The organism is Streptomyces sp. NPDC048291 (assembly GCF_043201715.1).
Lineage (GTDB): Bacteria > Actinomycetota > Actinomycetes > Streptomycetales > Streptomycetaceae > Streptomyces.
The window spans coordinates 152,354-176,834 of sequence record NZ_JBICZC010000008.1 but is presented as its reverse complement, the minus strand read 5'-3'; the positions used below and the strand labels follow the sequence as shown (position 1 = coordinate 176,834).

Annotated in this window: 16 protein-coding genes and 1 pseudogene (1 of these 17 only partly in view); 6 read left to right on the top strand and 11 right to left on the bottom strand. The window is 74.0% G+C overall.

The features are described from left to right. Positions 1-38: 38 nt before the first annotated feature. From ACGF5O_RS22750 to ACGF5O_RS22735, 4 genes and pseudogenes are all read left to right on the top strand, one after another. Positions 39-568, top strand: a pseudogene (locus ACGF5O_RS22750) (hypothetical protein). Positions 569-571: 3 nt separating this feature from the next. Next, positions 572-1,171: a histidine phosphatase family protein gene (locus ACGF5O_RS22745; protein WP_393811689.1), complete on the top strand. Its 600-nt coding sequence runs from the start codon at positions 572-574 to the stop codon at positions 1,169-1,171. Positions 1,172-1,251: 80 nt separating this feature from the next. Continuing rightward, positions 1,252-1,905 (top strand): hypothetical protein, encoded by a 654-nt coding sequence (locus ACGF5O_RS22740; protein WP_393811688.1) that lies wholly within the window; start codon positions 1,252-1,254, stop codon positions 1,903-1,905. A gap of 127 nt (positions 1,906-2,032) precedes the next feature. Further along, positions 2,033-2,455, top strand: coding sequence for an acyl-CoA thioesterase (locus ACGF5O_RS22735; RefSeq protein WP_393811687.1), 423 nt, complete (start codon positions 2,033-2,035; stop codon positions 2,453-2,455). 31 nt (positions 2,456-2,486) lie between these two features. Here ACGF5O_RS22735 and ACGF5O_RS22730 read toward each other — a convergent pair whose 3' ends face one another. Next, entirely contained in the window at positions 2,487-2,888 is a 402-nt protein-coding gene (locus tag ACGF5O_RS22730) for a winged helix-turn-helix transcriptional regulator (RefSeq protein WP_393811686.1), read from the bottom strand. A gap of 131 nt (positions 2,889-3,019) precedes the next feature. Between ACGF5O_RS22730 and ACGF5O_RS22725 the strand changes: the two genes are divergently transcribed. After that, positions 3,020-4,450, top strand: a complete 1,431-nt coding sequence (locus ACGF5O_RS22725; RefSeq protein WP_393811685.1) for an MFS transporter — start codon at positions 3,020-3,022, stop codon at positions 4,448-4,450. Between the two features lie 114 nt (positions 4,451-4,564). On the opposite strand, the gene ACGF5O_RS22720 is transcribed toward ACGF5O_RS22725, so the two are convergent. Further along, entirely contained in the window at positions 4,565-5,419 is an 855-nt protein-coding gene (locus ACGF5O_RS22720) for an NAD(P)H-binding protein (protein ID WP_393811684.1), read from the bottom strand. A 102-nt stretch (positions 5,420-5,521) separates the two neighbouring features. Between ACGF5O_RS22720 and ACGF5O_RS22715 the strand changes: the two genes are divergently transcribed. Then, entirely contained in the window at positions 5,522-6,319 is a 798-nt protein-coding gene (locus tag ACGF5O_RS22715) for a helix-turn-helix domain-containing protein (RefSeq protein ID WP_393811929.1), read from the top strand. A gap of 115 nt (positions 6,320-6,434) precedes the next feature. Here the strand turns inward: ACGF5O_RS22715 and ACGF5O_RS22710 are convergent, their stop codons facing one another. From ACGF5O_RS22710 to ACGF5O_RS22670, 9 genes are all read right to left on the bottom strand, one after another. Next, positions 6,435-7,814 carry a nucleobase:cation symporter-2 family protein gene (locus ACGF5O_RS22710; protein WP_393811683.1) on the bottom strand — a complete coding sequence of 460 codons (1,380 nt, stop codon included), beginning with the start codon at positions 7,812-7,814 and terminating at the stop codon, positions 6,435-6,437. Between the two features lie 231 nt (positions 7,815-8,045). Next, on the bottom strand, positions 8,046-9,422 hold the full coding sequence (locus ACGF5O_RS22705) for an 8-oxoguanine deaminase (protein ID WP_393811682.1): 1,377 nt from the start codon (positions 9,420-9,422) through the stop codon (positions 8,046-8,048). Positions 9,423-9,548: 126 nt separating this feature from the next. Next, positions 9,549-10,472, bottom strand: coding sequence for a factor-independent urate hydroxylase (gene pucL, locus ACGF5O_RS22700; RefSeq protein ID WP_393811681.1), 924 nt, complete (start codon positions 10,470-10,472; stop codon positions 9,549-9,551). Positions 10,473-10,478: 6 nt separating this feature from the next. After that, positions 10,479-10,874: a hydroxyisourate hydrolase gene (gene uraH / locus ACGF5O_RS22695; protein WP_393811680.1), complete on the bottom strand. Its 396-nt coding sequence runs from the start codon at positions 10,872-10,874 to the stop codon at positions 10,479-10,481. A gap of 41 nt (positions 10,875-10,915) precedes the next feature. Further along, the gene (uraD, locus tag ACGF5O_RS22690; protein ID WP_393811679.1) at positions 10,916-11,425 is read right to left on the bottom strand and encodes a 2-oxo-4-hydroxy-4-carboxy-5-ureidoimidazoline decarboxylase; all 510 of its coding nucleotides are present in this window, start codon (positions 11,423-11,425) and stop codon (positions 10,916-10,918) included. 127 nt (positions 11,426-11,552) lie between these two features. Next, entirely contained in the window at positions 11,553-11,921 is a 369-nt protein-coding gene (locus ACGF5O_RS22685) for a helix-turn-helix domain-containing protein (RefSeq protein WP_393811678.1), read from the bottom strand. Then, a complete protein-coding gene (locus ACGF5O_RS22680; protein WP_393811677.1) occupies positions 11,918-12,172 on the bottom strand; it encodes a hypothetical protein in 255 nt (84 codons plus the stop codon). The genes ACGF5O_RS22685 and ACGF5O_RS22680 overlap by 4 nt, the downstream gene beginning before the upstream one ends. A gap of 148 nt (positions 12,173-12,320) precedes the next feature. Beyond that, positions 12,321-13,589 carry a ricin-type beta-trefoil lectin domain protein gene (locus ACGF5O_RS22675; RefSeq protein WP_393811676.1) on the bottom strand — a complete coding sequence of 423 codons (1,269 nt, stop codon included), beginning with the start codon at positions 13,587-13,589 and terminating at the stop codon, positions 12,321-12,323. 34 nt (positions 13,590-13,623) lie between these two features. Further along, positions 13,624-24,481, bottom strand: the 3' portion of a protein-coding gene (locus ACGF5O_RS22670; protein ID WP_393811675.1) for a hypothetical protein. 17,555 nt of this gene lie beyond the right edge of the window; only the last 10,858 of its 28,413 coding nucleotides appear in the window; its start codon lies off the right edge, out of view; the stop codon is at positions 13,624-13,626.

The window sequence follows — 24,481 nt, the reverse complement described above, 5'->3', positions numbered from 1 at the left end:
GCGGTAGTCATCGGGGGCCGTCCGGGTATGCCGTCCTCATGACCCAGCGGCCTCTGCTCCTCCTCGACGTCGACGGCCCCCTGAACCCCTTCCGGGCCCGGTTCCTGCGGCACCGCGGGTATGTGACCCGCAGGCTGCACCCCGCCAACTGGTCCGCCCGGCAGCGGCCCGGCTCCGCGCGCTGCGCCGGGGGCTGCGGGTGCGGCTGCATCCGGGGCACGGGGCGCGGCTGCTCGCGCTGCCGTACGAGCTGGCCTGGGCCACCACCTGGATGCACCAGGCCAACGAGATGATCGGGCCGGTCGTCGGGCTGCCCGAGCTGCCCGTCATCGAGTGGCCTGAGCTGTTCGCGAAGGATCCGGACGGCCTGTACTGGAAGACCCGGACCGTGGTGGCGTGGGCGGCCGGGCGGCCGTTCGTGTGGGTGGACGACATGGTCACCGAGCTCGACGTCCGCCACGTCGCCGAGCACCACGACGGGCCCGCACTGCTCCTTCCGGTGGATCCGCGGCACGGCCTGCGGGCGCGTGACTTCGCGGAACTGGAGCGCTGGGCTCTTAGCCTCTGACGTATGGCTGATGTCTTTCTCGTCCGGCACGGTGAGACCGAGTGGTCGCGGTCCGGACGGCACACCGGGTGGACGGACGTGCCGCTCACCGAGCACGGCAGGGACGAGGCGCACCGGCTGCGGCCGTTGATCCGTTCGCTTCGCATCGGTGCCGCCTTCGTCAGCCCGCTCCGGCGGGCCCGCGACACCGCCGAGCTCATCGGGGTGCCCGACGCCCGGGTCGACGACGACCTGCGGGAGTGGGACTACGGCGGCTACGAGGGCGTGACCACCGTGGAGATCCAGCGCACCCGGCCCGGCTGGTTCCTGTTCACGGACGGGGTGGCGCCCGGCCCGCCGGAGCACCCCGGGGAGAGTCCGGAGCAGGTCGGCGAGCGGGCCGACCGGATGCTGGCCAAGGTGGAGGCGGCCCTCGCCGAGACCGAGGGGGTCGTGCTGCTGGTCGCCCACGGGCATTTCCTGCGCGTCCTGACCGCTCGCCGGCTCGGCCTGCCGCCGTCCGGCGGGGCCCTCTTCCAGCTGGCCACCGGGACGCTGTGCCGACTGGGTACGGAGCACGGGCGACCGGTGATCGCGGGGTGGAACATCCGGCCGGGCGGGTAGCGGGACCGCGTTGTCAGTGCCCGGTCGTAACCTTCGGAGCAGGGATCGGTACCGCGTTCGACGCCGGGGAGGTGCACACCGTGACCCGACCGCCCACCGCCGCGCAGCGGCGGGTCATCGACGCCGCCGACCCGGTCACCGGACGGCTGCGGGGGACCGAGGCGCAGTTGACGGCCCTGGTCGGGCGCGGGCTCGCCTTCCGGCACCCGCGCCCGCCGCACGACCACTTCCTGACGCCTGCCGGGCACCGGATACGGGAGGCTCCGGAGCCGCCGACGGCTACGGAGCCCCGGACCGCGACGGAACCCCGGGCCGCGAGGGAGACCGAGCCGACCGGTAGGTTCGCCGCGCGGGTCGGCGGGGAGGAGTCGGCCGCGGGCGGGCCAGCCCGTGCCCGTGAGGTGCACAGCGCCTGGCAGGGGCTGCTCGAACTGCGCCGGATGACCAATCCCGACGGCGCCACCGACCGGCCGTGCGGCTGGGAGCGCGCGCATCTGGTGCGGGCCGCCGCGCTCGCCCTGGAGGCGGATGGGCAGCCGCCCGAGGGGCCGGACACCCCCGGGTACCGGGTGCGGGCGACCCCGCAGCCGGAGGCGGTCGCCGTGTACGCGCCGGAGGGCGAGCGGTTGCGGGCGTGCACGGCCGCCCTGGAGCGGGCGGGCTGGCAGACGGGCGAGTACACGGAGGCGCGGACCAGGACGCGCTATCTGCTGGCATCGCCGCGCCGGGTGTGACGGGCGTGCCAGGATGCCGTCAAAGGATCAGTGCGTCGTACACGTGACGTCGTCCACAAGACGCCGCACGCGAGACGTCGTACACGAGGCGTCGTGCACGTGACGTCGTACGCGAGAAGGGGAAGTCGTGAGCGAACCGTATTCCGTCCGGGTGACCGTCCGTGGCTACGAGACCGATGTGCAGGGGCATCTGAACCAGGCGGTGTACATCAACTACGCCGAGCACGCCCGCTGGTCGCTGCTCCAGGCGGCCGGGGTCACGCAGGCCGAGCTGATCGGGCGGGGCGTGGGCCCGGTGGGGCTGGAGACGACCATCCGGTACAAACGGGAGCTGCTCGCCGGTGACGAGGTCGACGTGAGCTGCGCGTTCGAGTGGGGCGGCGGCAAGACGTTCCGGATACTCCAGAAGATCACCAAGGCGGACGGCACGCTGGCCGCCGAGGTCGACGCGGTCGGCGGGCTGCTGGACCTGAAGGCCCGGAAGCTGGTCGCCGATCCGCGCGAGGTCTTCAAGGAACTCGCCGCGGACCCGGAGCTGTTCGGGTTCTGACCCGGTCCGCGCGCGCCGCCCGCGCGGCCGTCTACGCGTCGAGCAGTTCCGGCTGGTGCTCGGCGTCGTAGACCGCCCGGGCCTGCGCGATGTAGTGGCGGTTCTGCTCGGCCCAGTCGGTCAGCCGCTGCAGGGTCTCGTGCAGTTCCAGGGCCACCGGGGTGAGTTCGTACTCCACGCGCGGCGGCACCGTCGGATACACGGTGCGGGTCACCAGGCCGTCGCGCTCCAGGTTGCGCAGGGTGAGGGTCAGCATCCGGCGGCTGATGCCCTCGATGCCGCGCTCCAGTTCCGTGAACCGGATGGGCCCGTGCGAGGCCGCCACCAGGATCTGCACGCTCCATTTCCCGGCCACCCTGTCAAGAACCTCGCGGACGGGACAGGCCTGCGCGTTCACGACCTGGCTGGTAACACCGGTGTTCCTCTGGGACATCGAACTGCCTCCTTACGCCGTCCTCTTATGGTCACTCACCATGAACCCCGTTACAAGTCGTGCACCTTGCGCACGATCGGTTCCTGTTGATGTCCCTGGCGAGCTACGGCGATTGCGGAGGCCAGAAGGCCATGTCGACCACGACCGGCACACCGGCCGCACCGGTGACCACCTCTCGAACATACCCGCGCTGGGCGTCCCTCGCCGTCCTGTGCGCGGGGGCGCTGATGACGATCCTGGACGGCACGATCGTCACCGTGGCGATGCCGGCCGTCCAACGCGACCTGGGCTTCAGCGGTCCGGGGCTGGCGTGGGTGGTGAACGCCTATCTGATCCCGTTCGGCGGACTGCTTCTGCTGTTCGGCCGTCTGGGTGATCTGGTGGGCCGGAAGCGGATGTTCACGGCCGGGCTCGCCGTGTTCACCGCGGCCTCCGTGGCGTGCGGGCTGGCGACGAGTCAGGGCGCGCTGGTCGCGGCGCGGGCGGTGCAGGGCGCGGGCGGCGCGATGACCTCGGCCGTCGTGCTCGGCATGCTGGTCTCGCTCTTCCCCGAGCCGCGCGAACAGGCCCGCTCCATCGCCGTGTTCAGCGCGGTCGGGTCGGTGGGCGCCACCCTGGGCACCTTCCTCGGCGGGGCGCTGACGCAGGCGCTGAGCTGGCACTGGATCTTCCTGATCAACCTGCCGATCGGGGTGGCGGCCTGGCTGGCCGCGGTACGGATCCTGGCCCGCGAGCCCGGCGCCGGGCTCCGCAGGGGCGCCGACGGTCCGGGCGCGGCCCTGGTCACCGGCGCGCTGATGCTCACCGTCTACGTCATCGTCGGCTCCGGCGACCGGAGTACGTCCGCCACCCTGCTGCTGGCCGCGCTCGCCCTCGCGCTCCTCGTGGCGTTCACCGTCCGCCAGGCCCGGGCCGAACACCCGCTGCTGCGGCTGCGGATGCTGCGCTCCCGGACGCTGAGCGGCGCGAACGGCGTGCAGATCCTGATGATCGCGACGATGTACGGCTTCCAGTTCATCGGCGCGCTCTACCTGCAACGCGTCCTCGGCTACGGCGAGTTGCACACCGGCCTCGCCTTCCTGCCGGCACCGCTGGCGATCGGCGTCCTGATGCTGGGGCTGTCGGCGCGCATGACCGGCCGCTTCGGCGCGTACCGCGTGCTCCTCGCCGGGCTGGTCCTCATCACCGTCGGGATGGCCCTGCTGAGCCGGGCGCCCGCCGGCGGGTCGTACTCCGACGTGCTGCCGCCGATGCTGCTCATGGCGGCCGGTTTCGCCGCGGCGATGCCCCCGCTCACCGGCCTCGCCATGGCCGGTGCCCGCGAGGAGGACGCGGGGCTGGCCTCCGGGCTCTTCAACACCACGCAGGTGGTGGGCGGTTCACTGGGCCTCGCCGCCCTGTCCACCCTCGCGGCGAGCCGTACCGACGGCCTGCTGCACGCGGGCGCCGAATCGGTGCCGGCCACGGCGGCCGGCTACCAGCTGGCCTTCCGGGTGGCCACGGTGATCGCGGTGGCGGCCCTGGGTCTGGCGGCGGCCACGCTGCGACCGCGGCGCGCCTGATCCGGGCGGTCCGGCACGCCTGAGCCGGGCGGACCGGCGCGCCGGCACCGGACGGAACCGGCACACCCCGAGCGGAGCCGGTACACCCGCACCGGCGCCGGGCAGGCCCTGCTCTCAGACCGCCCCGAACGCGCCCCTGTGGTCCTCCGCCCACTCCCGATAGGTCCGGGCCGGGCGGCCGAGCACCTCGCGGGCGTCCTCGGTGAGCACCGCGTTGCCTCCGGCGCGGACGAACGCCAGGCCGGTCAGGACGCCGTCCACCTGGGCCCCCTGCATGCCCCAGGCCGTGCGGAGGAAGTCGCGGGTCTCGTCCGGGGACAGGTCACGGGTCGGGACCGGGCGGCCCAGGACCTCGGCGAGCACGGCGGCCTGGCCGGGGACGGTGATCGCCTCGGGACCGGTCAGGGTGTACGTCCGCTCCGTGTGCCCGGCGTCGAGCAGGGCCCGTACCGCCACCTCGGCGATGTCGCGGGGGTCGATCACGCCCGAAGCGCCGTCCCCGGTCATGTTGGGGACCGGTTCGCCCGTGCGCAGCGCCTGCAGCCAGGTCAGCGTGTTGGAGGCGAACGACGAGGGCCGCAGCACCGTCCAGGCGAGCCCGCTGTCCCGCACGGCCCGCTCCCCGGCCACGTGCCAGGAGCCGGAGGGACCCGACCCCGGATCGCCGGTGGCGATGGCGGACAGCTTCACCAGCCGCTCCGCGCCGGCGGCCCTGGCCGCGGCGACCAGGACCGCGTCCTGTCCCTCGTCGGGGCCGGCCTGCCTGAGCAGGAACACGGCGGTCACGCCGGCCAGCGCGGCCTCAAGGGACGCCGGTTCGGCGTAGTCCCCGCGCACCACGTCCACCCCGGCGGGCACCTTGGCCTTGGCCGGGTCGCGGGTGAGCGCGCGCACCTTGGCTCCGCGCCCGGCCAGTTGTCGTACGACGTCACGTCCGATGGTGCCCGTGGCACCCGTCACCAGAATCATGCGGTCCACGGTGGGCCCGCCGGGGCGCCCTTCTCTTGGAAATTCCGGCACGGCCGGCCCGCCCGGACCGCGGCGCGGGTCGCTTACGGTGGAAGGGTGCCGATGACCATCGCCGAGCCGCTCGCGACCGTGCCCGACGCGCTGCGCCCCTGGGTCGCCGGGGTGCGGACCATCTCCTTCGCGGAGCCTCCCGAGGGGACGTTCGTCCAGCTGCCGGACGCGCTGACCAAGGTGGTGCTGCGGGTGACGGCGGACGGGCAGCGTGACGTCCTCGCGGTCGGGCCGCGGGTGCGGGCCGCCTACCACGAGGGGAAACCGCACATCTCGTGCGTGGAGCTGGTCCTCGCTCCGGGCACCGCCCGGGCCCTGCTGGGCGTACCGGCCGCCGGGCTGGTCGGCCGGGTGGTGCCGCTGGACGCCCTGCCCGGCGGGGTGGCCCGCCGGTTCGCACATGAGGTGCGGTGGCTGGATCCGGCGACGGCGCTGCCGCGGATCGCCGAGGTGCTGCCCGGCCTGTTGTCCGAGCAGACGGACGCGGACCGGACGGCGTTGCTGCGGGCGGGCGTGGACGCGCTGTCCGTGCGGCTGGACCGGGCGCCCGCGCAGGTGCGGGACGTGGCCCGGGAACTGGCCGTCAGCGAACGCCAGTTGCGGAACCTGTTCAGCGACGGGGTCGGGGTCTCCCCGAAGCACTACGCCCGCATCGACCGGGTCCGCACGGTCGCGGCCCGCGCGGGCAGCGTCGGCTGGTCCGAACTGGCCGCCGCCACCGGCTACTTCGACCAGTCGCACATGACGACCGACTTCCGCGCCCTGATGGGCGTACCGCCCCGCTCGTACTTCACCGGCCGGCTGCCCGCGACCACCCCCTGCCAGGCGCTGCGGCTCCGGCGGCGCTGACTCCGGTCGCTCGAGGCCGACGCGCGCACCCGGACCGAGCGGCGGGTCGTGGCTGAACAGCCGGTGGTGGTCGACCCGCATGCGCCTGCCGGAGGCTGCCGCCCAGGCGCCTGCGTCACGTGATCGACTGAGGCGCGGCGAGGGGTACGGCGGTCTCCGTCGTCGCCCTCGCCTCCGCGCGCCCCCGGCCCAGGTGGTTGAAGACCAGGTTCAGCACCACCGCGGTCACGCAGCCGGTCGAGATCCCCGAGTCGAGGACGATCCGGGCGGTCTCCGGGAAGGCGTGGTAGAAGTCCGGCTCGGTGATCGGGATGATGCCGACGGCGAGGGAGACGGCGACGACCAGGACGTTCTCGCCCTTGTCCAGGCCGGCCCCGACCAGGTTCTGGATGCCGCTGGCCGCCACCGACCCGAACAGGACCACGCCCGCGCCGCCCAGGACCGGACGGGGTACGACGGCGATCAGCGAGGCGGCCGTCGGGCACAGGCCCATCAGCACCAGGAAGCCGCCGCCGGCCGCGACCACGAACCGGCTGCGGATCCGGGTCATCGCGACCAGGCCGATGTTCTGCGCGAACGCGCTGCACATGAACCCGTTGAAGAGCGGGCTGAGCGCCGAGCCGAGGGTGTCGGCGCGCAGCCCCGCCGCGATCGTCCGCTCGTCGGCGGGCCGTTCGACGATCTCGCCCAGCGCCAGCATGTCCGCGGTCGACTCGGTCATCGAGACCACCATCACCACGCACATGGAGAGGATCGCGGCGAGCTGGAACTGCGGGGCGCCGAAGTGGAAGGGCGTCGGGAAGCCGATCAGGTCCGCGTCCGCGACGGGCGCGAAGTCGGTGACGCCGAACGGGATCGCGACGACGGTGCCGGCGACCAGGCCGAGCAGCACGGCGATCTGCTTGACGAAGCCGTGGGTGAAGCGGCGAAGGAGCAGGACGATGACGAGAGTTGCGGCGGCCAGCCCCAGGTACCCGGCCGAGCCGTAGTCCTGCGCCGCCGGGTCGGGGCCCTGCGCCCAGCCGAAGGCGACCGGGAGCAGCGAGACACCGATGAGCGTGATGACCGTGCCGGTGACGACGGGCGGGAAGAAGCGGACGGCCTTGCTGAAGAAGGGGGCGGCGAGGAAGCCGAGCAGGCCGGCGACGATCACCGCGCCGAAGATGACGGGCAGGGCGTCGGACCTGTCGTGGGTGGACGCGGCTATCGCGGTCATCAGGGCGACCCCGGCGAAGGTGACGCCGTTGACGAAGGGCAGCCGGGCGCCGATCTTCCAGACGCCGAGGGTCTGGAGGAAGGTGGCGAGGCCCGCGGTGAAGAGGCAGGCGGCGGTCAGGAAGGTCAGTTCGGTGCCGGTGAGGCCGATGGCCGCTCCGACGATCAGGGGCGGGGCGACCACTCCGGCGTACATGGCGGCCACGTGCTGCAGGCCCGTGGTGGCCATTTTCAGGACGGGGAGTTTCTCGTCGACGGGGTGCACTGGTTGCGCGGACACTGCGGCTCTCCTCCGGTCGGTTACGCATCGGCTCTGACGCGGGTTTCAGGGAGGTGGTGCGGGTGGTCGAGGTCGTGCGGGACCCGAGAGGAGGACGGTGACCGTGCCCGGGCGCGCGCAGGGCAGCGCGCGCCCGGGAGACGGCCGCCGTGGGCCCTTTCGGGGTCCACGGCCACCGGCCGGGAGCCGTCCCTCCCGACCGGAGCTCAAGTGCCTTGCAAGGGAACGGGGTTACCGCCCGGCGATCTCCGCCAGCCGCCGGGCCTCGGCCCGTGTCGCGCGGGCGATGGCGTCCTCGTCGACGTGCAGCAGCCGGTTGTCCTCGACGATCTGACGGCCGTTCACGAAAGAGGCGGTGACCGGGGCGGCGGCGCCGAAGACCAGGGCGGTCACCGGGTCGGCGATGGAGGCGTGGGCGAGGGTGTCCAGCTTCCAGAGAACGAGGTCGGCGAGCTTGCCGGGTTCGAGGGAGCCGATCTGGCCCGCCCGGCCGAGGACCTGGGCGCCGCCGTAGGTGCCGAGGCGCAGCGCCTGGCGGGCGTTCAGGGCCGCCTCCCGGTGCGCGCCGAGGCGGTTGATCAGCAGCGCGTTGCGCAGTTCGGTGTGGAGTTCGCCGGACTCGTTGGACGCGGTGCCGTCGACGCCGAGGCCGACCGGGACGCCGGCGGCGAGCATGTCGGGGACGCGCGCGATCCCGGCCGCGAGGCGGGCGTTGGAGGACGGGCAGTGGGCGACGCCGGTCCTCGTGCGGGCGAACGCGGCGATGTCGGAGTCGTTCATGTGGACGCAGTGCGCCATCCACACGTCCTCGCCGAGCCAGCCGGTGGACTCGAAGTAGTCGGTCGGGCCCGTCCCGAACAGTTCCTTGCAGAACTGCTCCTCCTCGACGGTCTCCGAGCCGTGGGTGTGCAGCCGCACTCCCAGCCGTCGGGCCAACTCGGCTCCCTGCCTGAGGAGTTCGGTGGAGACGGAGAACGGCGAGCAGGGCGCGACGGCCACCTGGGTCATGGCGTCGAAGGAGGCGTCGTGGTGCTCCCCGACGGTCGCCTCGGTGGCGGCGAGGGCGCCTTCGAGGGTCTCGACGGCGAAGTCCGGGGGCAGTCCGCCGTCCTTCTCGCTGCGGTCCATGGAGCCGCGGGCGAGGGTGAAGCGGACGCCCGTCTCGCGGGCGGCGCGGATGATCGCGCCGGACAGGTCGCCGGAGTCCTTCGGGTAGACGTAGTGGTGGTCCATCGCGGTGGTGACACCGCCGCGGGCCATCATGGCGAGCGAGCCCTGCGCGGCGGCGTACACCATGGGCTCGTCGATGCGCGCCCAGGTCGGGTAGAGGGCGACGAGCCAGTTGAAGAGGTTGTGGTCGGTGGCCAGGCCCCGGGTGATCCACTGGTAGTAGTGGTGGTGGGTGTTGACCAGGCCGGGGGTCACCAGGTGGCCGGCGGCGTCGATACGGCGTACGACGTTCTCCAGGCCCTCGGGTGCCCTGCCCGCGCCGAGCGACTCGATGCGGTTGCCGGCGATGACGACGTACCCGTTCGCGTACTCGGTGTCGTGGGCGTCGACGGTCGCGATCGAACAGTTCTCGATGACGATGCGCTGGTCTGCTGCCATGATGCGTCCTTTTCGCTCAGTGGACTCGTGGTGAGGGCACGGCAGGACCCCGGGGATTTGAGTGCCGCGGCCGGGGAGCCCGAAGAGCCCGCTCCCCGGCCGAGGGTGCCGAAAAGAGTGAGGAGGTCAGAGGTTGGTGAGGTCCACCGGGATCCTCGCCTCGCAGCCTTCCCGCAGGACGGTCGCCTCGATCAGGCCGTAGGGCCGGTCGGCGGCGTAGTACACCTCATTGTCGTTCTTCAGCCCGAAGGGCTCCAGGTCGACGAGGAAGTGGTGCTTGTTCGGCAGCGAGAAGCGGACCTCGTCGATCTCGCCGCGGTTCTCGATGATCCGCGAACCCATCTGGTACAGCGTCTGCTGCAGCGAGAGGGAGTACGTCTCGGCGAAGGCCTGGAGCATGTGCTTCTTCGTCTGCTCGTAGGACTTCTCCCAGTGGGGCGTCTTCTGCTCGTCGTCGGTCCAGTTGAACCGCCAGCGGGCGGAGACCTCGGTGGCCAGGATGCGGTCGTACGCCTCCGGGAGGGTCGTGTACCTGTCCTTGACGTAGCCCCAGAACTCCGAGTTCGTCGAGTTCATCACGACGAGGTCCTTGAGGCCGGAGACGACCTCCCACGCGGAGCCGTCGTAGGTGATCTGCGTGAGCCGGGTCTCCTGGCCCTTGCGCACGAACGAGTGCTTGACCTCGTCGGCGCCGATGGACCTGGAGTTGGCGTCGGAGGCCTCGATGCGCTCCCAGGCGTACTCCTCGATCCGGATCCGGGCCCGGTGGATCGGCTCCTGGCTGGTCACGAAGTGCCGGGCGAGGTGGATGCCGAACTGCTCGGCGGACTCGATGCCGTGCTCCTTGGCGAACGCGAACACCGTGTTCTTGGTGGTGTCGGTCGGCAGGACGTTGGCGTTGGAGCCGGAGTAGTGGACCTCGTCCATGTCGCCGGAGAGCGACACCGAGACGTTGAGGTCCTTGATGTGGTGGGTGGCGCCGTCCCGCGTGATCTTGACGACCCGGTTCTCGGCCTTGCCGTACTGGTTCTGTCCAAGAATCGTGGGCATGTGTAGCTAGCTCCCTCGGTAAACGGAGTAGCCGAACGGGTTGAGCAGCAGCGGTACGTGGTAGTGCTCGCCCGGTACGACGGCGAACGTGATCGCCACCTCCGGGAAGAACACGGCCGGTCCGCTGTCCCGATTCGCGGGGGCGTCCTGCTGCGCATCGGCTTGCTTCTTCTCGAAATACGGCTCCACCGCGAAGTCGAGCCGTACGTGTGCGGTCCCCTCCGGCAGCGCCGGCAGGTCCTTGCACCGGCCGTCCGCGTCGGTCACGGAACCGCCGAGCGCCTGCCAGTCCGCCTCCCGGCCGGGGCGGGCGGAGAGCCGGACGGCGACGCCTTCGGCGGGACGGCCGACGCTGGTGTCCAGGATGTGGGTGGACACGGAGGCGGTGGTGCTGGTGCTCATGGTGTCAGGCGTCCTCTTCAGCTCTTCGGTCTGCTTCGACTTCAGTCCGCTTCGACCAGCCGGCCGAGCCGGATGCGGTTGATCCTGCCCAGTTCGGTGCGGACGATCTCCCGCTCCTGCTCGGGCGCGTTGCCGATCCGCTCCTTGGCCGCGTCCCGCATCTCCTCGCCGGTGCGGCCGGTGGCGCAGATCAGGAAGACATGGCCGAACCGCTCCTGGTAGGCGAGGTTGAGTTCGAGCATCTCCGCCTTGAGGGCGTCCGCGGCGCCGGCCATGCCGGACTGCTCGCGGGCCGAGGTGGGGTCGCCCGGCCTGGGGCGGCCGATCGGCGGATGCCCGGCCATGGCCTCGGCGAGGTCCGCCGCGCTCAGCCCGGCCATGGCGGTGTCGCTGGCGGTGTAGAGGGCCTCCGGGGTGGCGTAGGGGCGGGCGGCGAGCAGGTGCCGGGCCCAGGCGGTGGAGGCGCACGCCTCGTGGAGGGCGGCGAGTGCCGCGCGCTCCTCCAGTTCGTTGAACCGGGCCAGGCCCGGGGGCGTGGAAGTCGACGTCACGGGAGCCTCCGTGGCCGTGTGCGGCCTTCGTGCTGAACGGACTGCCGTCAGCTAACGCCCTCCGGAACCCAGCGTCAACACTTTGTTGAAAATTCCGCGTAACAACCCCCGCCGCCGGCCGGCCGGCTCAGCTCTCCTTGTCGCGGTTGAGGTAGTTGTAGACGGTGAAGCGGCTGACCCCGAGCGCGCTCGCCACGGTCTCCACGCCGTGCCGTACGGAGAAGGCTCCCCGCGCCTCCAGGATGCGCACGACCTCCTGCTTCGCCTTGCGGTCCAGGTCGGCCAGCGGCTTGCCCTGCTTGCGCTCCATGGCGGCCAGGATGTGGTCGAGGGAGTCCGCGAGCTGCGGCAGCCGTACGGCGACCACGTCGACGCCCTCCCAGGCGAGCACGACGTCGTCGGGGCCGGCCTCGTCGGGCGGGAGCATCTCCCCGCCCATGGCGTCGACCAGCGGCTTCACGGCGGTGATGAAGGGCTCGTCCCCGTTTCCGGTCACTTGTCGCCGCCCTCCCCCACCACGTTGACCTGGAGCGAGATCCGGGTGGCGCCGGCCTCCAGGGCCCTGCGCAGCAGCGCGTCCACGGCGCTGAGCACGGCGTCGGAGCCGCCCTCCGCCGTGTTCCCGAACGGCCCGACGTCCACCGCGTCCAGCTGAGCACCCTCGATGACCTCACGGGCGACCAGCGCGTGCGCGGGGGCCTCGTCGAGGTCGAAGGGTTCGGTCGTGAACTCCACTCTCAATCGCATTGCGCCCCCAGAAAACGCACTTCCGGCCTGGGCTTCGGCCGACCGCCGCACAGCCGCGACACACCCCGGGCCAGTCAGTTCCACCGTGACGGAGCCGCTGCGTCCGCCACGAGCCGACCCTAACCGACCAGGGCACCCCTCCGCCCGGTCAGCGGGTGCTCCACTTCTGGTTGTCCTGACCGTTGCAGTCCCAGAGCTGGAGCCGGGTGCCGTTGCCGGTCTGCTCGTCCTTGACGTCCACGCACTTGTTCGCCTGCGGATTGACCAGGTCGTTGCTGGAGTTCAGGCGGAACTGCTGAGCCGGGTTGCCGCTGCACACCGCGAGCTGGATCACCGCGCCGTTCTGCGAGGAGCCCCAGGCGACGTCCATGCAGAGACCCATCGAGCGGATCGTGCCGTCGGAACGGAAGTCCCACTTCTGCCAGTTCTTGCCGTTGCAGGTCCAGATCTCCAGCGGCGAGCCGTCCGCGCCCTTGTGCCCCACCATCTCGATGCACCGGTTGGAGGCGTGACTGTAGATGGTGGTGCCGGGCGCGCTGGTCACCGTGGCGGTGACCGTGGCCTTGGTGCCGGTGGTCTTCTTCTTGGAACTCCCGCCGGAGGACGCCTTCTTGGGTGCCTGCGCGGAGCTGCCCGCCACCACCCCGGCACCCGCCGCCGCGGCCCCCGCGCCCTTCTTCACCGTGTTCTTCCTGCCGCCGCCCGCCGACCGGGAGGGCGACGCGGTCGGCGAGGAGGACGCCGGGTCCGGGGTGGCCGAACCGTAGGCACCCGGCCCGTCGTCCGTCGTCGCCCCGTTCAGCACCGTGCCGGCCTCGGCGGCCCGGTCCGACGTCTTCCCGTCCGCACCCGACCGGCCGAGCATGCCCGACACCAGGAACGGCACGCCGATCAGCAGCGCCCCCGCGATCGCGGCTCCGGCCAGCAGCCCCCGGGAGGGACGGCCGAAGGCGGGGGTGCCCAGGACGTCCGCACCGGCTTCGGCGCCGGTTCCGGCTCCGGCGCCCGGGGCGGCTTCCGCCTCGGTGTCGGCGTGGCCGTCGGGTGCCGCTTCCGGGCCGGGGCCTGCGCCGGCCCCGCGCTCCGGGTTCGCGCCCGCGTCGGCGCCCGGTGCCGGAGGCGTTCCCGCGGCCTGACCGGGGCCCGGGGCGGAGGCCGAGGCCGCGACCGGGGCCGGGGCCGCAGCGGCAGGCCGCGACCGGGCCGTGAGAGCCTCTTCCGCCCGCGCGGCGGTCTCCGTCTCGCCGGGACCGGTCGCCGGTTCCCCGCCGGCGGCCGGGACCGCTGCCGCTGCCGAGGCCTGGGCCTCCCGCGCCGCTCCGGTCGCGGGCGCACCGCCCGAGGTGGGGTCCGGGGCCGCACCCGACTCCGTCTCGCCCGTCGTCGGCTGGTGCCGCGGGCTGTTCTTGCCGGACATGGTGTTCCTTCCGATGTGATCGGGTGGCGACCGGTCAGTCGTCGTCCGCGGCGGGCGCAGCGACCGAGAACCGGTTGCCGTCGAAGTAGAGGGTCAGCGGGGCGCCGTCGGCCGGGCCGAACCGGTGGCTGCGGTCGCCGGGGCCGAGCACCAGGACCGGTCGCCCGGTGTCACGTGCGACCAGCGCCGCCAGGGTGGACACGTAGAAGGGGGTGTCGGGGCGGGCCAGCACCAGTGCGAGGCGCGCGGAGTCGTCCAGTCCGGCCTCGGCGACGGTCACCGTGCCGTTCTGGAGGATCGCCTGGGCGCGCACCTCCTCGGTGAGGGCACCGACGTGCGCCAGCGCGGCGGTCGTCAGCTCCGTGTCGGGGCCCGGGAGCGCGGCGTCGTCGGGGGCCCCGTGCGCGGCCACGTCGGCCCGGGCCCAGGCGAGGAGCGCGCCGTGCGGGTCACGGCGACGGGTCCAGGCCGGGGCGGTGCCGGAGGAAGCGAGCAGCCCGGCCAGGGAACGGGCGAACGTCTCGGGGCGCTCCGCCCGCGACACGACGGGCCGACGGACCGACGGCCCTCCGCCGCCCGGACCGCTCCCGCCGCCGTCGCCGTCCTCGTCGTCTTCGTCCTCGCTGTCGTCGCTGTCGTCGCTGTCGTCGCTGTCGTCGCTCTCGAATTCCTCGCCGGTCCCGCCCCCGGCTCCGGCCGGCACGGTCCCCGGCTCCCGCGGCGCCTCCTCGGGGGCTGCCTCTGGCTCGTCCTCGGGCTCCTGCGCGAGCTCGGCCGCCGGTCCGGCGCCGCTGCGGGCCCGGGTCGGGCGAGGCGTGCGGCGGGGCCAGGCGGCCGGGGTGGCGGCCAGGGAGCCGGTGGGCAGCGGCACGGTGCCGTCGTCTGCCGCCGCCCGCTCCGTCTCCAGGAGGGCTACCACGTCGGCGAGGTCGTTCTGGGCGTTCCGCTGCCGGGCCGCCTGCCGGCCCTGCTCGGCGAGGGAGGCGTCGACCTCGCGTCCGAGGGCGTCCAGCGCCTCCTGGGCGGCGTCGCGCGCGGCGACCGCCTGGTCGTGCCGTGCGACGGCCGCGGCGAGTGCCGCCCGGGCCGTGCGGTCGGCCGTGGCCGCCGTCGCGGCCGTGTCCTGGGCGTGGGTCAGGGCCTCGGCGGCGGTGCGGGCCGCGTCCCGGGCCAGGCCGAGCCGGCGCGCAGTGTCGTCGGCGGCGTGCCGGGCGGTCTCGGCGGCGCGGCCGGCCGCCTCGGCCGCCGTCCGGGCCCGGGCCAGCGCCGTGCGCGCCCCGTTCCGGCGCGACTCGCGCCGGGCCAGGGACTCACCCGAGGCGCCGCTGCCCGTGCTGCCGCGACCGCCGCCCCGCGTGGCCGGGGTGGCCGGGGTGGCGGCCCGCCGTACGGCCTCCTCCGCCTCCTCCAACTCGGTCTCCGCGGTCCTGACCGCCTCGTGGGCTTCGTCGGCGGCGTCGGCCGCGGCCGTGGCCCGCCCGGTCCGCTCAGCGAGATCGGCCGTCAACTCCGTCACCCGGGCACGCCGTTCCCGGTCGGTGCGGGCGGCCTCGGTGACGGCGGTGTCGGCGGCGGTGCGGGCGTCGGCCGCGGTGCCGGCCGCGGCCCGGGCGTCGGCCAGCTCCCGTTCCGCCTCGGTCACCGGCGGCAGGGCGTCGTCCCGCGCGCGCAGGGCGTCCGGCATCCGTGCCTGGAGCCGGGCCTCGTGCGCGCGGGCCGCGTCCTCGGCCTGCCCGGCCTCCTCCAGCGTGCGTATCTGAGCGCGTACGGCCGTCCAGCCGTCGCCCCGGCCGTCCCCCACGCCCCCGTCCCGGCCGGCGGCCCGGTCCTCCGCCTGATCCTCGTCCCGGTCCTCGGCCTGGTCCTCGGCCGGTGTGACGTCCGGGTCGCCGTCGGCGTCGAACCGACGGAACCGCACGCCGTCGCCGTCGCGCAGGGCCAGTTCGACCGGTCGCCGCAGGAGGGCGGCGGTGCCCGAGGCGGCGTACAGGGCGCGGGCGGTCTGTGCCGCGCCGCCGTCGACGGCCAGCCACAGCTGGACCATGCCGTCGTCGCCGTCCGGGCCCGCCCCGATGCCGTCCGCCAGCAGGGTGGGCAGGTCCCGCAGCGGCACGGTCCGCCAGTCCCGCAGCACGTCGTCGGCCCTGCCGTCCGCCGCCCGCGCGTCCGCGGCCTCCCGGGCGAGGGAGGCGCCGTCGAACACCCCCGGGTCGGTACGGGCACCGGCGACCCCGAACCCGAGCAGATCGCGCTCCAGGGGCCGGATCCGCACGGTGCCGGTCACGTACCGGACGCCGTTCGAGCCGTGCACGGTGATCAGTGCGTCCGCGAGTGCCTCGTGGCTGCGGGTGCCGCGCGAACCGGCCGGGGTGGTGGTGTTGCCGTGCTTGAGCCAGTCCCGGCGGGCACCGCTGACGGCGGCGCCCGTGCCGGGCTGCTGCGGCTGGCGGGCCAGCACCGGCAGGGTGAAGCCGAGGAGGTGCCGGTTCGCGTCGTCGACGCTGAAGCCGCCCTGCGCCGAGAGGCTTCCGGTGAGGCCCGCCTGCGAGGCGGAGCCCGCGCTCACCGTGCTGATCCGCAGCCGGTCCACCGTCACGTCGCCGGTGTCGGTCACCGGGCGCGGCCGGTACAGCTCCACGGTGAGCCGGGGCGGGGTGCCCGGACGGCCCTGGAACGGGTAGGCGCCCGGCATCACGGTGGTCACACCGGCCGGGCCGCGCGGGTGGTCCAGCGAGACCGTGCCCGCCTGGACGAGTTCGCCGACCCGCACGGCGGTGGCGTCCGCGGAGTCCGAGGCGGCCAGCGACCGCCAGGAGTGGGTGAGGTCCGGGGCCACCTCGGTGAGCGCGGCGGCGAGTTCGGCGCCCCCGTCGAAGCCGAACACCGGCGCCGGGCCGCCCGGCGTGAACCGCCGCCCGGTCACCGCGGGGCGCCCGCGGTGCCGTCCCACCGCCAGGGGTGCCTCGGCGGGCGCGGGTTCGGCGGTCTCGCTGCCGGTGAAGCGCAGCGCGGCGGAGGCGTGCACGGTGACGGTCCGGGCGGGCCGGCCCCGGAACAGGTGCGTGATCCGGTCGGCGAGCGGGGTGTCCGCGTCGGTCAGGCTCAGCACCCCGTGCTGGAGGACGCTGCCCGGCAGGTCCAGCAGCCAGTCGGCGGTCGGGGTCGAGCGGACCTCGGCGACGATCCGGTACGGGACGCCCTCGAAGTCGGCGGCGTTGTCGGTGCGCAGCCAGTAGCGGTCCTCGGCTGCCCGGGTCGCCCGCGCCGAGTTGCCGCGGACCGTGTCGGCGCCGAGCAGGACGTTCGCCCGGTCGGTGCGGGGACCGCCGGTGAGCCTCGGGATCCGCGACTGGAGCTGGACGAACCCCGAGTGCCGGACGGTACGCGCGGTCCGGTCGGTCACCGCGGACGGGGTGTGGCCGAGGAAGTGCTCGATGCCGGCGCCCGGTGCCGCCGGGAACCCGCGCAGCAGGCGCAGCGCGTGGTCGTCGGCGTCCGGTTCGGTCCGCAGCGTCACCTCGACCAGGCGGGCACCGCCGTAGCCGACGTGCCGGTACCGGAACCGCTGCACCCGGCCCGGTCCCCGCCCGGCCAGGGTGCGCAGCCCGGCCGTGGAGGTGAGGTCGGCGATCCTGGTGGCCACGCCCGGCAGGTACGACGAGTGCCCCGGCCGGGTCGTGCCGGGCGCCTCGTCCTCCACCAGTCCGAGCAGCAGCCGCCGCAGTTCGTCGGGGCGCCGCACGGTCCGGGTGGCGTCGGTGAACTGGTCCATCGCCTGGACGCTGCCGAGGCCCACCTCGCGGGAGGCGACGAACCGGCGCGGCAGCGGCACCGAGCCCGGCACCTGCGCGGGCACCGTGAGACCGGCCACCCCCGCGAACCAGGCGGCGTGGCGCCGGATCTGCGCCGGTGTGGCCAGGAACCGCACCGCGTCCGGCAGTTCCACCGCCACCGTCACCGTACGGCCCTCGCCCTGCCCGAACGCGTTGCCGACGGCGTTGCGGCGGCCCCGCCGGAACGTCACCAGCAGGAGTCCGTCGGCCGCGATGCGGTGCTGGGCGCCGCTCTCGGTGGCCGTGCGGTTCACCACCGTCGAGGAGGCGAGCGCCCGGGACCGGTCGCCTCGGGTGGTACGGCTGTGCCGGAGCGACGGGTTGAGGGTCGACGGCCGGTGTGCGGACGCCGTCGTGCCGTCGCCCTGCTGCTGCGCGGGGTCGTCGGCACGGCGGTGGTGCATGCCGCCGTCGTCGTCGTTGCCCGCTGCCTGGTCGGCGGCCGGGGTCTGCGCCGACGAGGTGTTGCGGACCGCGGTGAAGCCGCCCGCCCACTGCACGCTGCTGGACACCCCCCGCTGCTGTCCGGCCCCGTCGGCTGCGCTCAGCCCGGTCTCGAAGTACTGCGAGACGTCGCCCGCCGCCCGGGGCCGTCGCAGGGCGCCCCGGATCTCCACCGACAGCACCTCGTCCGCGGCGAGCCCCGGCAGGGTGAGCCCCTCGATCACGTAGGCGCCCTTGAACACCTGGTGGCCGCGGGCCAGCAGGGCCGCGGGGCTGCGGGCGGCGGTCAGCATCTCCGCGGCCACCGTGGTCGGGTCGGTGGCCGCGGCACCGGCCAGCGACCCGCCGACGGCCCGGCCCACGCGCGCCACCGGCGCCGGGGTGCGCGCGGCCACCGCGTCCCGTACGTCGTCCAGCAGGCCCCGGGCGGGATGCCCCGGGTAGGTGTTGCCGAGCACCGACCGGAACGCCTCGTCGAGCGCGGCCGACGCCCGGAACACCTCCACCATCGAGTCGTCCGGTAGCGGCACCGAGTCCGGCAGCGGGGTGCCGTGGTCGTCGGTCAGGTCGAGCAGGGTGCGGTCGGCCGGGGTGGCGGCCCGCACGGTGTGGGCCGCGGGCGCCGCCGGGGCGGGCGCGGTGGCGGGCAGCGTACGGTGCGTCGGCACCGACAGCCGCAGCGTCCCCGGCACCCGGTCCGGCGGCGGAGGCGGCGGGTCCGCCGGCGGGGCGCCGTGCGGTGCGTACGGTTCGGTCACCGTCTCGTGCGCGAACCGCACCAGGGGCTGCTCCCCCGGCCCCTCGTACAGGTCGAGCGCCAGCTCGGCCGGCACCTCGAACACCTCGCTGCGCTGTCCCGCCCCGCTGCCGATGAAGAACTGGTCGTGTCCGACGGAGAGTTGGACGCTGTTGTCGTGCTGCACCTGATGGCCGCGCACATGGTCGCCGGTGCCGCCGAGCGTCCACGCACCGCTGCGGACCGGCAGCCCGAACGAACCACCGCCGCCGTACGACATCCCGTACGACGATCCCCGCTGGTCGTTGCCGGCCGTCGACAGGGACGCCACGCCCATGCCCTGCACATCCGGCAGCACCCGGGTGTGCACGCTGTCGCCCTCCCCGCGCACCGCGCTGAGCACCAGCCGCACCCGGCGGCTCCCGGACAGCGTCGGGATCTCCAGGAAGAGCGGATGCCCGCCGTCCACCATGGCGTCCGTGGCGGCCCGCTGCCCCACCTGGGACCTGGCCTGTTCGAATCTGCGCAGATTGTTCAACTGGGCCTGCACCAGGGCCTCGTCGGGCAGCACCCGGTTGCGCGAGGTGGCGTCGGCGGGCAGGAAGCCCTCCCGGCGCAGCCAGTTCTCGGCATGCACGAAGAGGGGCTCGGCGCCCGCGACGCCCAGCGGGGTCGTGGTGGTGCCGATCGCCTGCAGATGCTCCAACTCCGCCGGGAGCCGCCGCAGTTCCTCCGGCGACGGGGCATGGCCCCGGGCGTCCTCGGCGGTCAGCAGCCGCAGGTGCATCCCGCGCGGCCAGTCGCCCGGCGCGAAGTCCAGGTGCCCGCCGCCCGGCAGGTGCAGCACCAGCGTGTGCCGTACCTCGGCCGGCGCCAGCAGATGACTCCGGTTGCTGCGCACCGCGTGCATCAGGGCCGCGCTGCCGCTCTGCGCCAGCGACTCGTTCGTCCCCGCCTGGGCCGAGGCCCGCCCCAGCACCCCGCCCCCGACCCGGCGCACCGCGTTCGGGTGGCCCTCGGAGTGGTCGCCGGTGAGCGCCGGACCGACGCTCCCGGACAACGACAGGCCGCTGCTGAACCTCGACTGGGAGTCGATCCGCACCACCTGGGTCAGATGGCTCTCCAGATTGATCTTCCCGGGGACGCTGCGCCGCAGCGGATCCCCGACGACCACCTCGGTCAGCAGCTGGAACATGCCGACCGCGCGCCCCGACGAGTCGAGAAGCACCGGCGAGAAGACCCCCCGGTCCCGCTGCATCGGCAGGGTGCCCCGCAGCAACGGCTCCGACAGGAACGTCTCCAGTTCGGCCAGGGAGTCCTCGTCCAGGGACCGCAGCCGCGCCCCGAAGTGCTCCAGCGCCTCCGCGAACAGCCGCCCCGGCTCGGCCACCGTGTCCACGCCCCACACCGGAAGGTCGTCCAGATCCGCCGCCTCCGGCAGCTCCCCCTCCTCGTCCCGCGCCAGATGCTGCGGGAACCAGAAGGTCACCGGCCCGTGCGACACGGCGGCCCCCCAGGTGACCGGTGCGGCCAGTGCCGGGGTGTCCAGCCGCACCTCCCACAGGGCGGTGAAGTCGTACGGCTCCGACGGCTCGTTGCTGCGCTGCGCCGACGTCGTCTGCACCACCGTGGTCACCGACGACGTCGACGCGAGCTGGTTCAACGTCAGCGCGAGGGTCAGCGCGACGTCGACACCGCGGACCGGGATCGCCCTGGTCACCGGGAACAGCCCGGTCCACGGCAGCAGCAGGGTACGGACCGTGCCGGACGCCTCCGCCGACACCGACTCCTGGGTGCCCACACCGCGCCGCTCCACCCGCACGTCCCGCTCGGCACCCTCGGCCTGCCCGTACCGGGCCGCCGCCACCGGGTCCGCGAGGCGCATCCGCAGATCCACCACCCGGTCCCGGCCGTTCACCCGCAGCGTGATCCGATGGCCCAGACTGCCGCGCAGATACGGCAGGTTGAGCACCAGTTCCTCCGCGCTCGCCACGGTCCGCAACTGCTCCCGCACCGGGTGCGTGTCGGGCGCGTGCGCCAGCCCGAGCGCCGCCATGACCTGCTCGTGCAGCCCGTCCACGACCGCGGCCGACAGCGGTTCGAGGAACACCAGCCCCACATTGCCGTCCAGCTGCCGGCCGTACGCGAGGACGTACGAGGACGACGGCGCCGGGACCGGTGCGTGTGAGGTGGGCCAGGCGGGCGGGGTGTCGGCCGGGATCGGCGGGTCGGCGGGCTCCTCGACGGAACCGTCGTGGACGCCGCTGTCGAAGGGGTGGTCGTGGAGCCGGGGGCCCGCCGCCGTGACGCTCTCGATGATGTCGAGATACCGGCGGGGAATCTCCACCCCGGCCTCGGTCGTCGCCATCACACCCGCGGTGTGCACGGCCGTGCTGTTGGCATGGTCACGGAAGACGAAGTCGTTGTCCCGCTGCTCGTCCGGCAACCCCAGATAATGCAGCACCTCGTGCAGCAGGTCCTCGTCCGAATGGTTCAGGTCCAGGTGCAACTGGTCGGCACGCGCAGGATTCACCGTGTCGGTGAGGGTGATCGCCTCCGGATGACCCGCGTCCTCCACCAGCCGGACCGTCACATGCAGCTGATCCCCCGAACGGGGAAGCGCGTAACGGCCGTTCAGATGCGCGTCCAGCAACCGGTTGATCCGCTCGCTCAAAGCACCCACGTGCCCCGGATCAGCGGCCTTGACCGGGAGATTCAGGGTGTGGTCACGCACCCACCGCAGGTCCGGCGCCTGGATCCGGCGCACATGCGACCGGATCAGCGTGGTCGCACCACCCAACCTGCCCGGACGAGGCGGAACGGTGCTCTGGTCGGTGTGCGGGTCGAACCGCTCCGTGGCCTGGACCGAGGGGCGGGCCCGACCCCGCAGCCCGAACCAGTCCCCCCGACGGACCGGATCGGAAAGCGGCACCGCAGACCGCCCGTCCCGCTCCGGCACCGGACGGAAACGGCCCGACGGCCGACCGCCCGGAACATCCCCCGCACGACGCGGCGCACTCGACGACGTGATGACCGAAGGTCCGGCCGTGGTGGCGGGGCCCGCGTCGCTGGCGCTGTAGTGGTTCAGGCCCGTGTAGTAGAGCTCCATCGCGGGCGCGTTGGTGGCCGGCCCGTACCTCAGCATGATGCCCCGGGGGCCGCCGGTCGCGGTGGTGCCGGCGAGCGCGGCGGGCACCGGCTGGAAGACCTGGATCGGAACGCCGAGCGTGTCGGCGAGCAACGGCAGGAACGTGTCGCCGACCGAGTTCGCCCACTCGTCCGACCAGTTGCGCACGGCACGGTCGAGTTCGGCCGCCTCGGGGGCGGTGAGCGGGGTGGTGCTCTGGTGGTAGCGGGCGATCAGCAGTGCCCTGCGCTCGTCCACCGTCATGGTGGCGAGCGTCGGCAGCGCGTTCACCGCACGCAGATAGGCGAACATCCGCCGGTTGCTCGGCGGGCTGCCGGCCGGTGCGGGCGGCGCGCCCGGCGTCGAGACGGCCTGCGCGTAACGGGTCTGGAGGTCGACCGGGTCCATGTCCTCGGCACGGGTCACACCGGTGATGCCGTACTGGGCCAGCTGGTTGTCGACCCAGGCAGCGGGCCTGCCCTGTGCCACCGTCGCGAACCGCCGGACGAGCACCCCCCTGAGCTGGCCGAGGACCTGCGGCGGGAGCGGCTGGGTGCCGTTGCGTGCCGCCGCCAGCCGGGTCAGGACCAGGTTCTGCAACCCCTGGCGGGCGGCGCGCAGATGCCCGGAGCCCTGGACGGCGGTCTGCGGGTTCTGCGCCAGCGCCATGAGCGTCTGCCGTACGAGGTTGGGCTGCCCGAGCCAGGCGGCGAGGCCCGCGTCGAGGGCCGGGTTGGCCTGCTGCAACCGGGCGGCGACCAGCTGCGGCGCGCTGCCGATGACGGCGTACAGCAGGCAGTTGCCGTCACCGGGGGTCGGGACGCCGTTGCCGCGGGGGGTGACGTACGGGGACGGCGGGACAGCGGGCGTTGTGGTGGCGCCGGGCGTCGTGGTGGAAGTGCCGGGCGTCGTCGCGCTGGTGCCGGGCGTCGTCGTACTCGTGCCGGGCGGTGGGGGCGGTGGCACGAGCGGGGCCTTGCCCTTGCTCTTGTCAGCCGCCTTGCTCTTGCCCTTGTCCTGGGTGGTGCCGGTCTTCTTCGGCTGCGGGTTCGCCGGTTTGGACGGCGGCGTGGTGACGGTGGTCCCCGTCGTCCCGGTGACGGTGGTGGCGGGGGCGGCGGTCGGGTCGTGGGTCTGGCCGCCGGCCGGGAGGGGGGTGGCCCGGCCGTCGGGGTCGGGCCAGCGGGGCGGGGCGGTGGCGAAGGTGGTCCGCAGTGCCTGTTCGGGCGTCGGGGCGCTGTCCTGGACGGCGGCGGACAGGCCCGGCAGCGCGGCGGTGGCCGCCATCTGGTCGGCTGCGGCCTGCTGCTGTGCGGTGACCGCGTCGCCGAGCTCCTTGTTGCGGCGGGTGACCTTGGCCTGGGCCCGGGTCACATGGCCCTGGGGGCGGGTCTCGCGGAGCCTGGCCACCCGCAGGTTCTCGTTGCGGCGGTCCACGGCCTGCGTGTCCTCCCCCGCCCGAGCGACGGCGTCCGCGTGGTCCTGTTCCGCCTGGCGGACGCGGGCCGGTCCGACGGAGACGATCCGCTGTGCCTGTGCAAGCGCCGCCCGGTCGGTCGTGAGCCTGGCGGCGGCCTGCTGGATCGCGTTCTCGGCGGCGGTGATCGCCGGGACCACGGCCTGTACCCGGGGGTCGTCGGCGACATCGGCCGCGGGACGGCTGGAGCGCGGGGCGCCGACCACGGCGGGGGCCGGCGGGGCGGCCGGAGCCGCCGGTGTGGCACTCGACTGCCCGCCCTGTCCGCCCTGCGCGGCTGCGGCTGCGGCTGCCGCTGCCGCTGCGGCCGCGCGTTCGGCGCGTACGGCGTTCTCGGTCCGGGTCAGTCCGGCCAGCGCCGTCTGGAGGTCACGGCGGCCCTGGGTCTCGTTCCGTTCGTTCCGCGCGATCACCGCGGGCAGTGTGGTGGCGGTGCGCCGTGCGTCCGCCAGCCCGTTCTTCAGCCGCCCGACCAGGGCCTCGGCATCCAGTACGGCCTGTGCGGAGGTGGCGGCGGCGGTCCGCGCCCGCTGCCGGGCGGCGACCGCGTCGGTGACCGCCTGCCGCGCCGATTCGAGCGCGTCCGTGGCGTCCGTGTGCGCGCGGTTGGCGTGCTGGAGGGAGAGGGTGAGGCGGTTCAGCCGCTGGGGGGTGTCGGTGAGGATGTCGGTGGCGGAGTGCAGGAGTTCGGCCTGGGCGTGGAAGGCGGTCCACGCGGTGGTGAGGCCCGGGTCGGCGGTGACGAGGGCGCCCTCCGGGGTGAACTCCCAGCGGCGGATGCCCTGCGGGTCGCGGGTCATCAGTTCGACGGGCCGGTTGCCGAGCACGGCGGCACGGGAGGCCGTGTAGAGGGCCTGTCCGAGCCGAGTGCCGTGCGGGTCGGCGCCGAGGGCCGCCCAGAACTGCACACCGTGGCTGCCCGCGGGGATCGCGGAGTGCAGGCGCTCGGGCAGGGTGTGCGGCGCGGCGGTGTCCCAGTCGGGGACGAGCGCGGGCAGGTCGTGGACGTTCGCCGGGGACTCGGCCGGGGTGATGAGGCCGTGGCCGAGCAGGTCGCGTTCCTCCACGCGGAGGGTGACGGTACCGGTGACGTGGCGGGTCCCCTCCGGGCCCTCGACGAGCAGGTGGACATCGGCGTCGACGGCGTAACTGCGGGTGCCGCGGGCTCCGTTCGCCGGGGCGTTGGTGCTGCCTGACTTGAGCCAGTCGCGGCGGCTGCCGGTCGTCGTGCCGCCGAAGGTGGAGGGCTGGGTCTGCCGCTGGGCGAGCGGCACG

Coding starts and splice junctions, on each gene's coding strand:
- ACGF5O_RS22745 (WP_393811689.1), top strand. CDS start 572: ATGGCTGATGTCTTTCTCGTCCGGCACGGTGAGACCGAGTGGTCGCGG.
- ACGF5O_RS22730 (WP_393811686.1), bottom strand. CDS start 2,888: ATGTCCCAGAGGAACACCGGTGTTACCAGCCAGGTCGTGAACGCGCAG.
- ACGF5O_RS22725 (WP_393811685.1), top strand. CDS start 3,020: ATGTCGACCACGACCGGCACACCGGCCGCACCGGTGACCACCTCTCGA.
- ACGF5O_RS22720 (WP_393811684.1), bottom strand. CDS start 5,419: ATGATTCTGGTGACGGGTGCCACGGGCACCATCGGACGTGACGTCGTA.
- ACGF5O_RS22715 (WP_393811929.1), top strand. CDS start 5,522: ATGACCATCGCCGAGCCGCTCGCGACCGTGCCCGACGCGCTGCGCCCC.
- ACGF5O_RS22705 (WP_393811682.1), bottom strand. CDS start 9,422: ATGGCAGCAGACCAGCGCATCGTCATCGAGAACTGTTCGATCGCGACC.
- pucL (WP_393811681.1), bottom strand. CDS start 10,472: ATGCCCACGATTCTTGGACAGAACCAGTACGGCAAGGCCGAGAACCGG.
- uraH (WP_393811680.1), bottom strand. CDS start 10,874: ATGAGCACCAGCACCACCGCCTCCGTGTCCACCCACATCCTGGACACC.
- ACGF5O_RS22680 (WP_393811677.1), bottom strand. CDS start 12,172: ATGCGATTGAGAGTGGAGTTCACGACCGAACCCTTCGACCTCGACGAG.
- ACGF5O_RS22675 (WP_393811676.1), bottom strand. CDS start 13,589: ATGTCCGGCAAGAACAGCCCGCGGCACCAGCCGACGACGGGCGAGACG.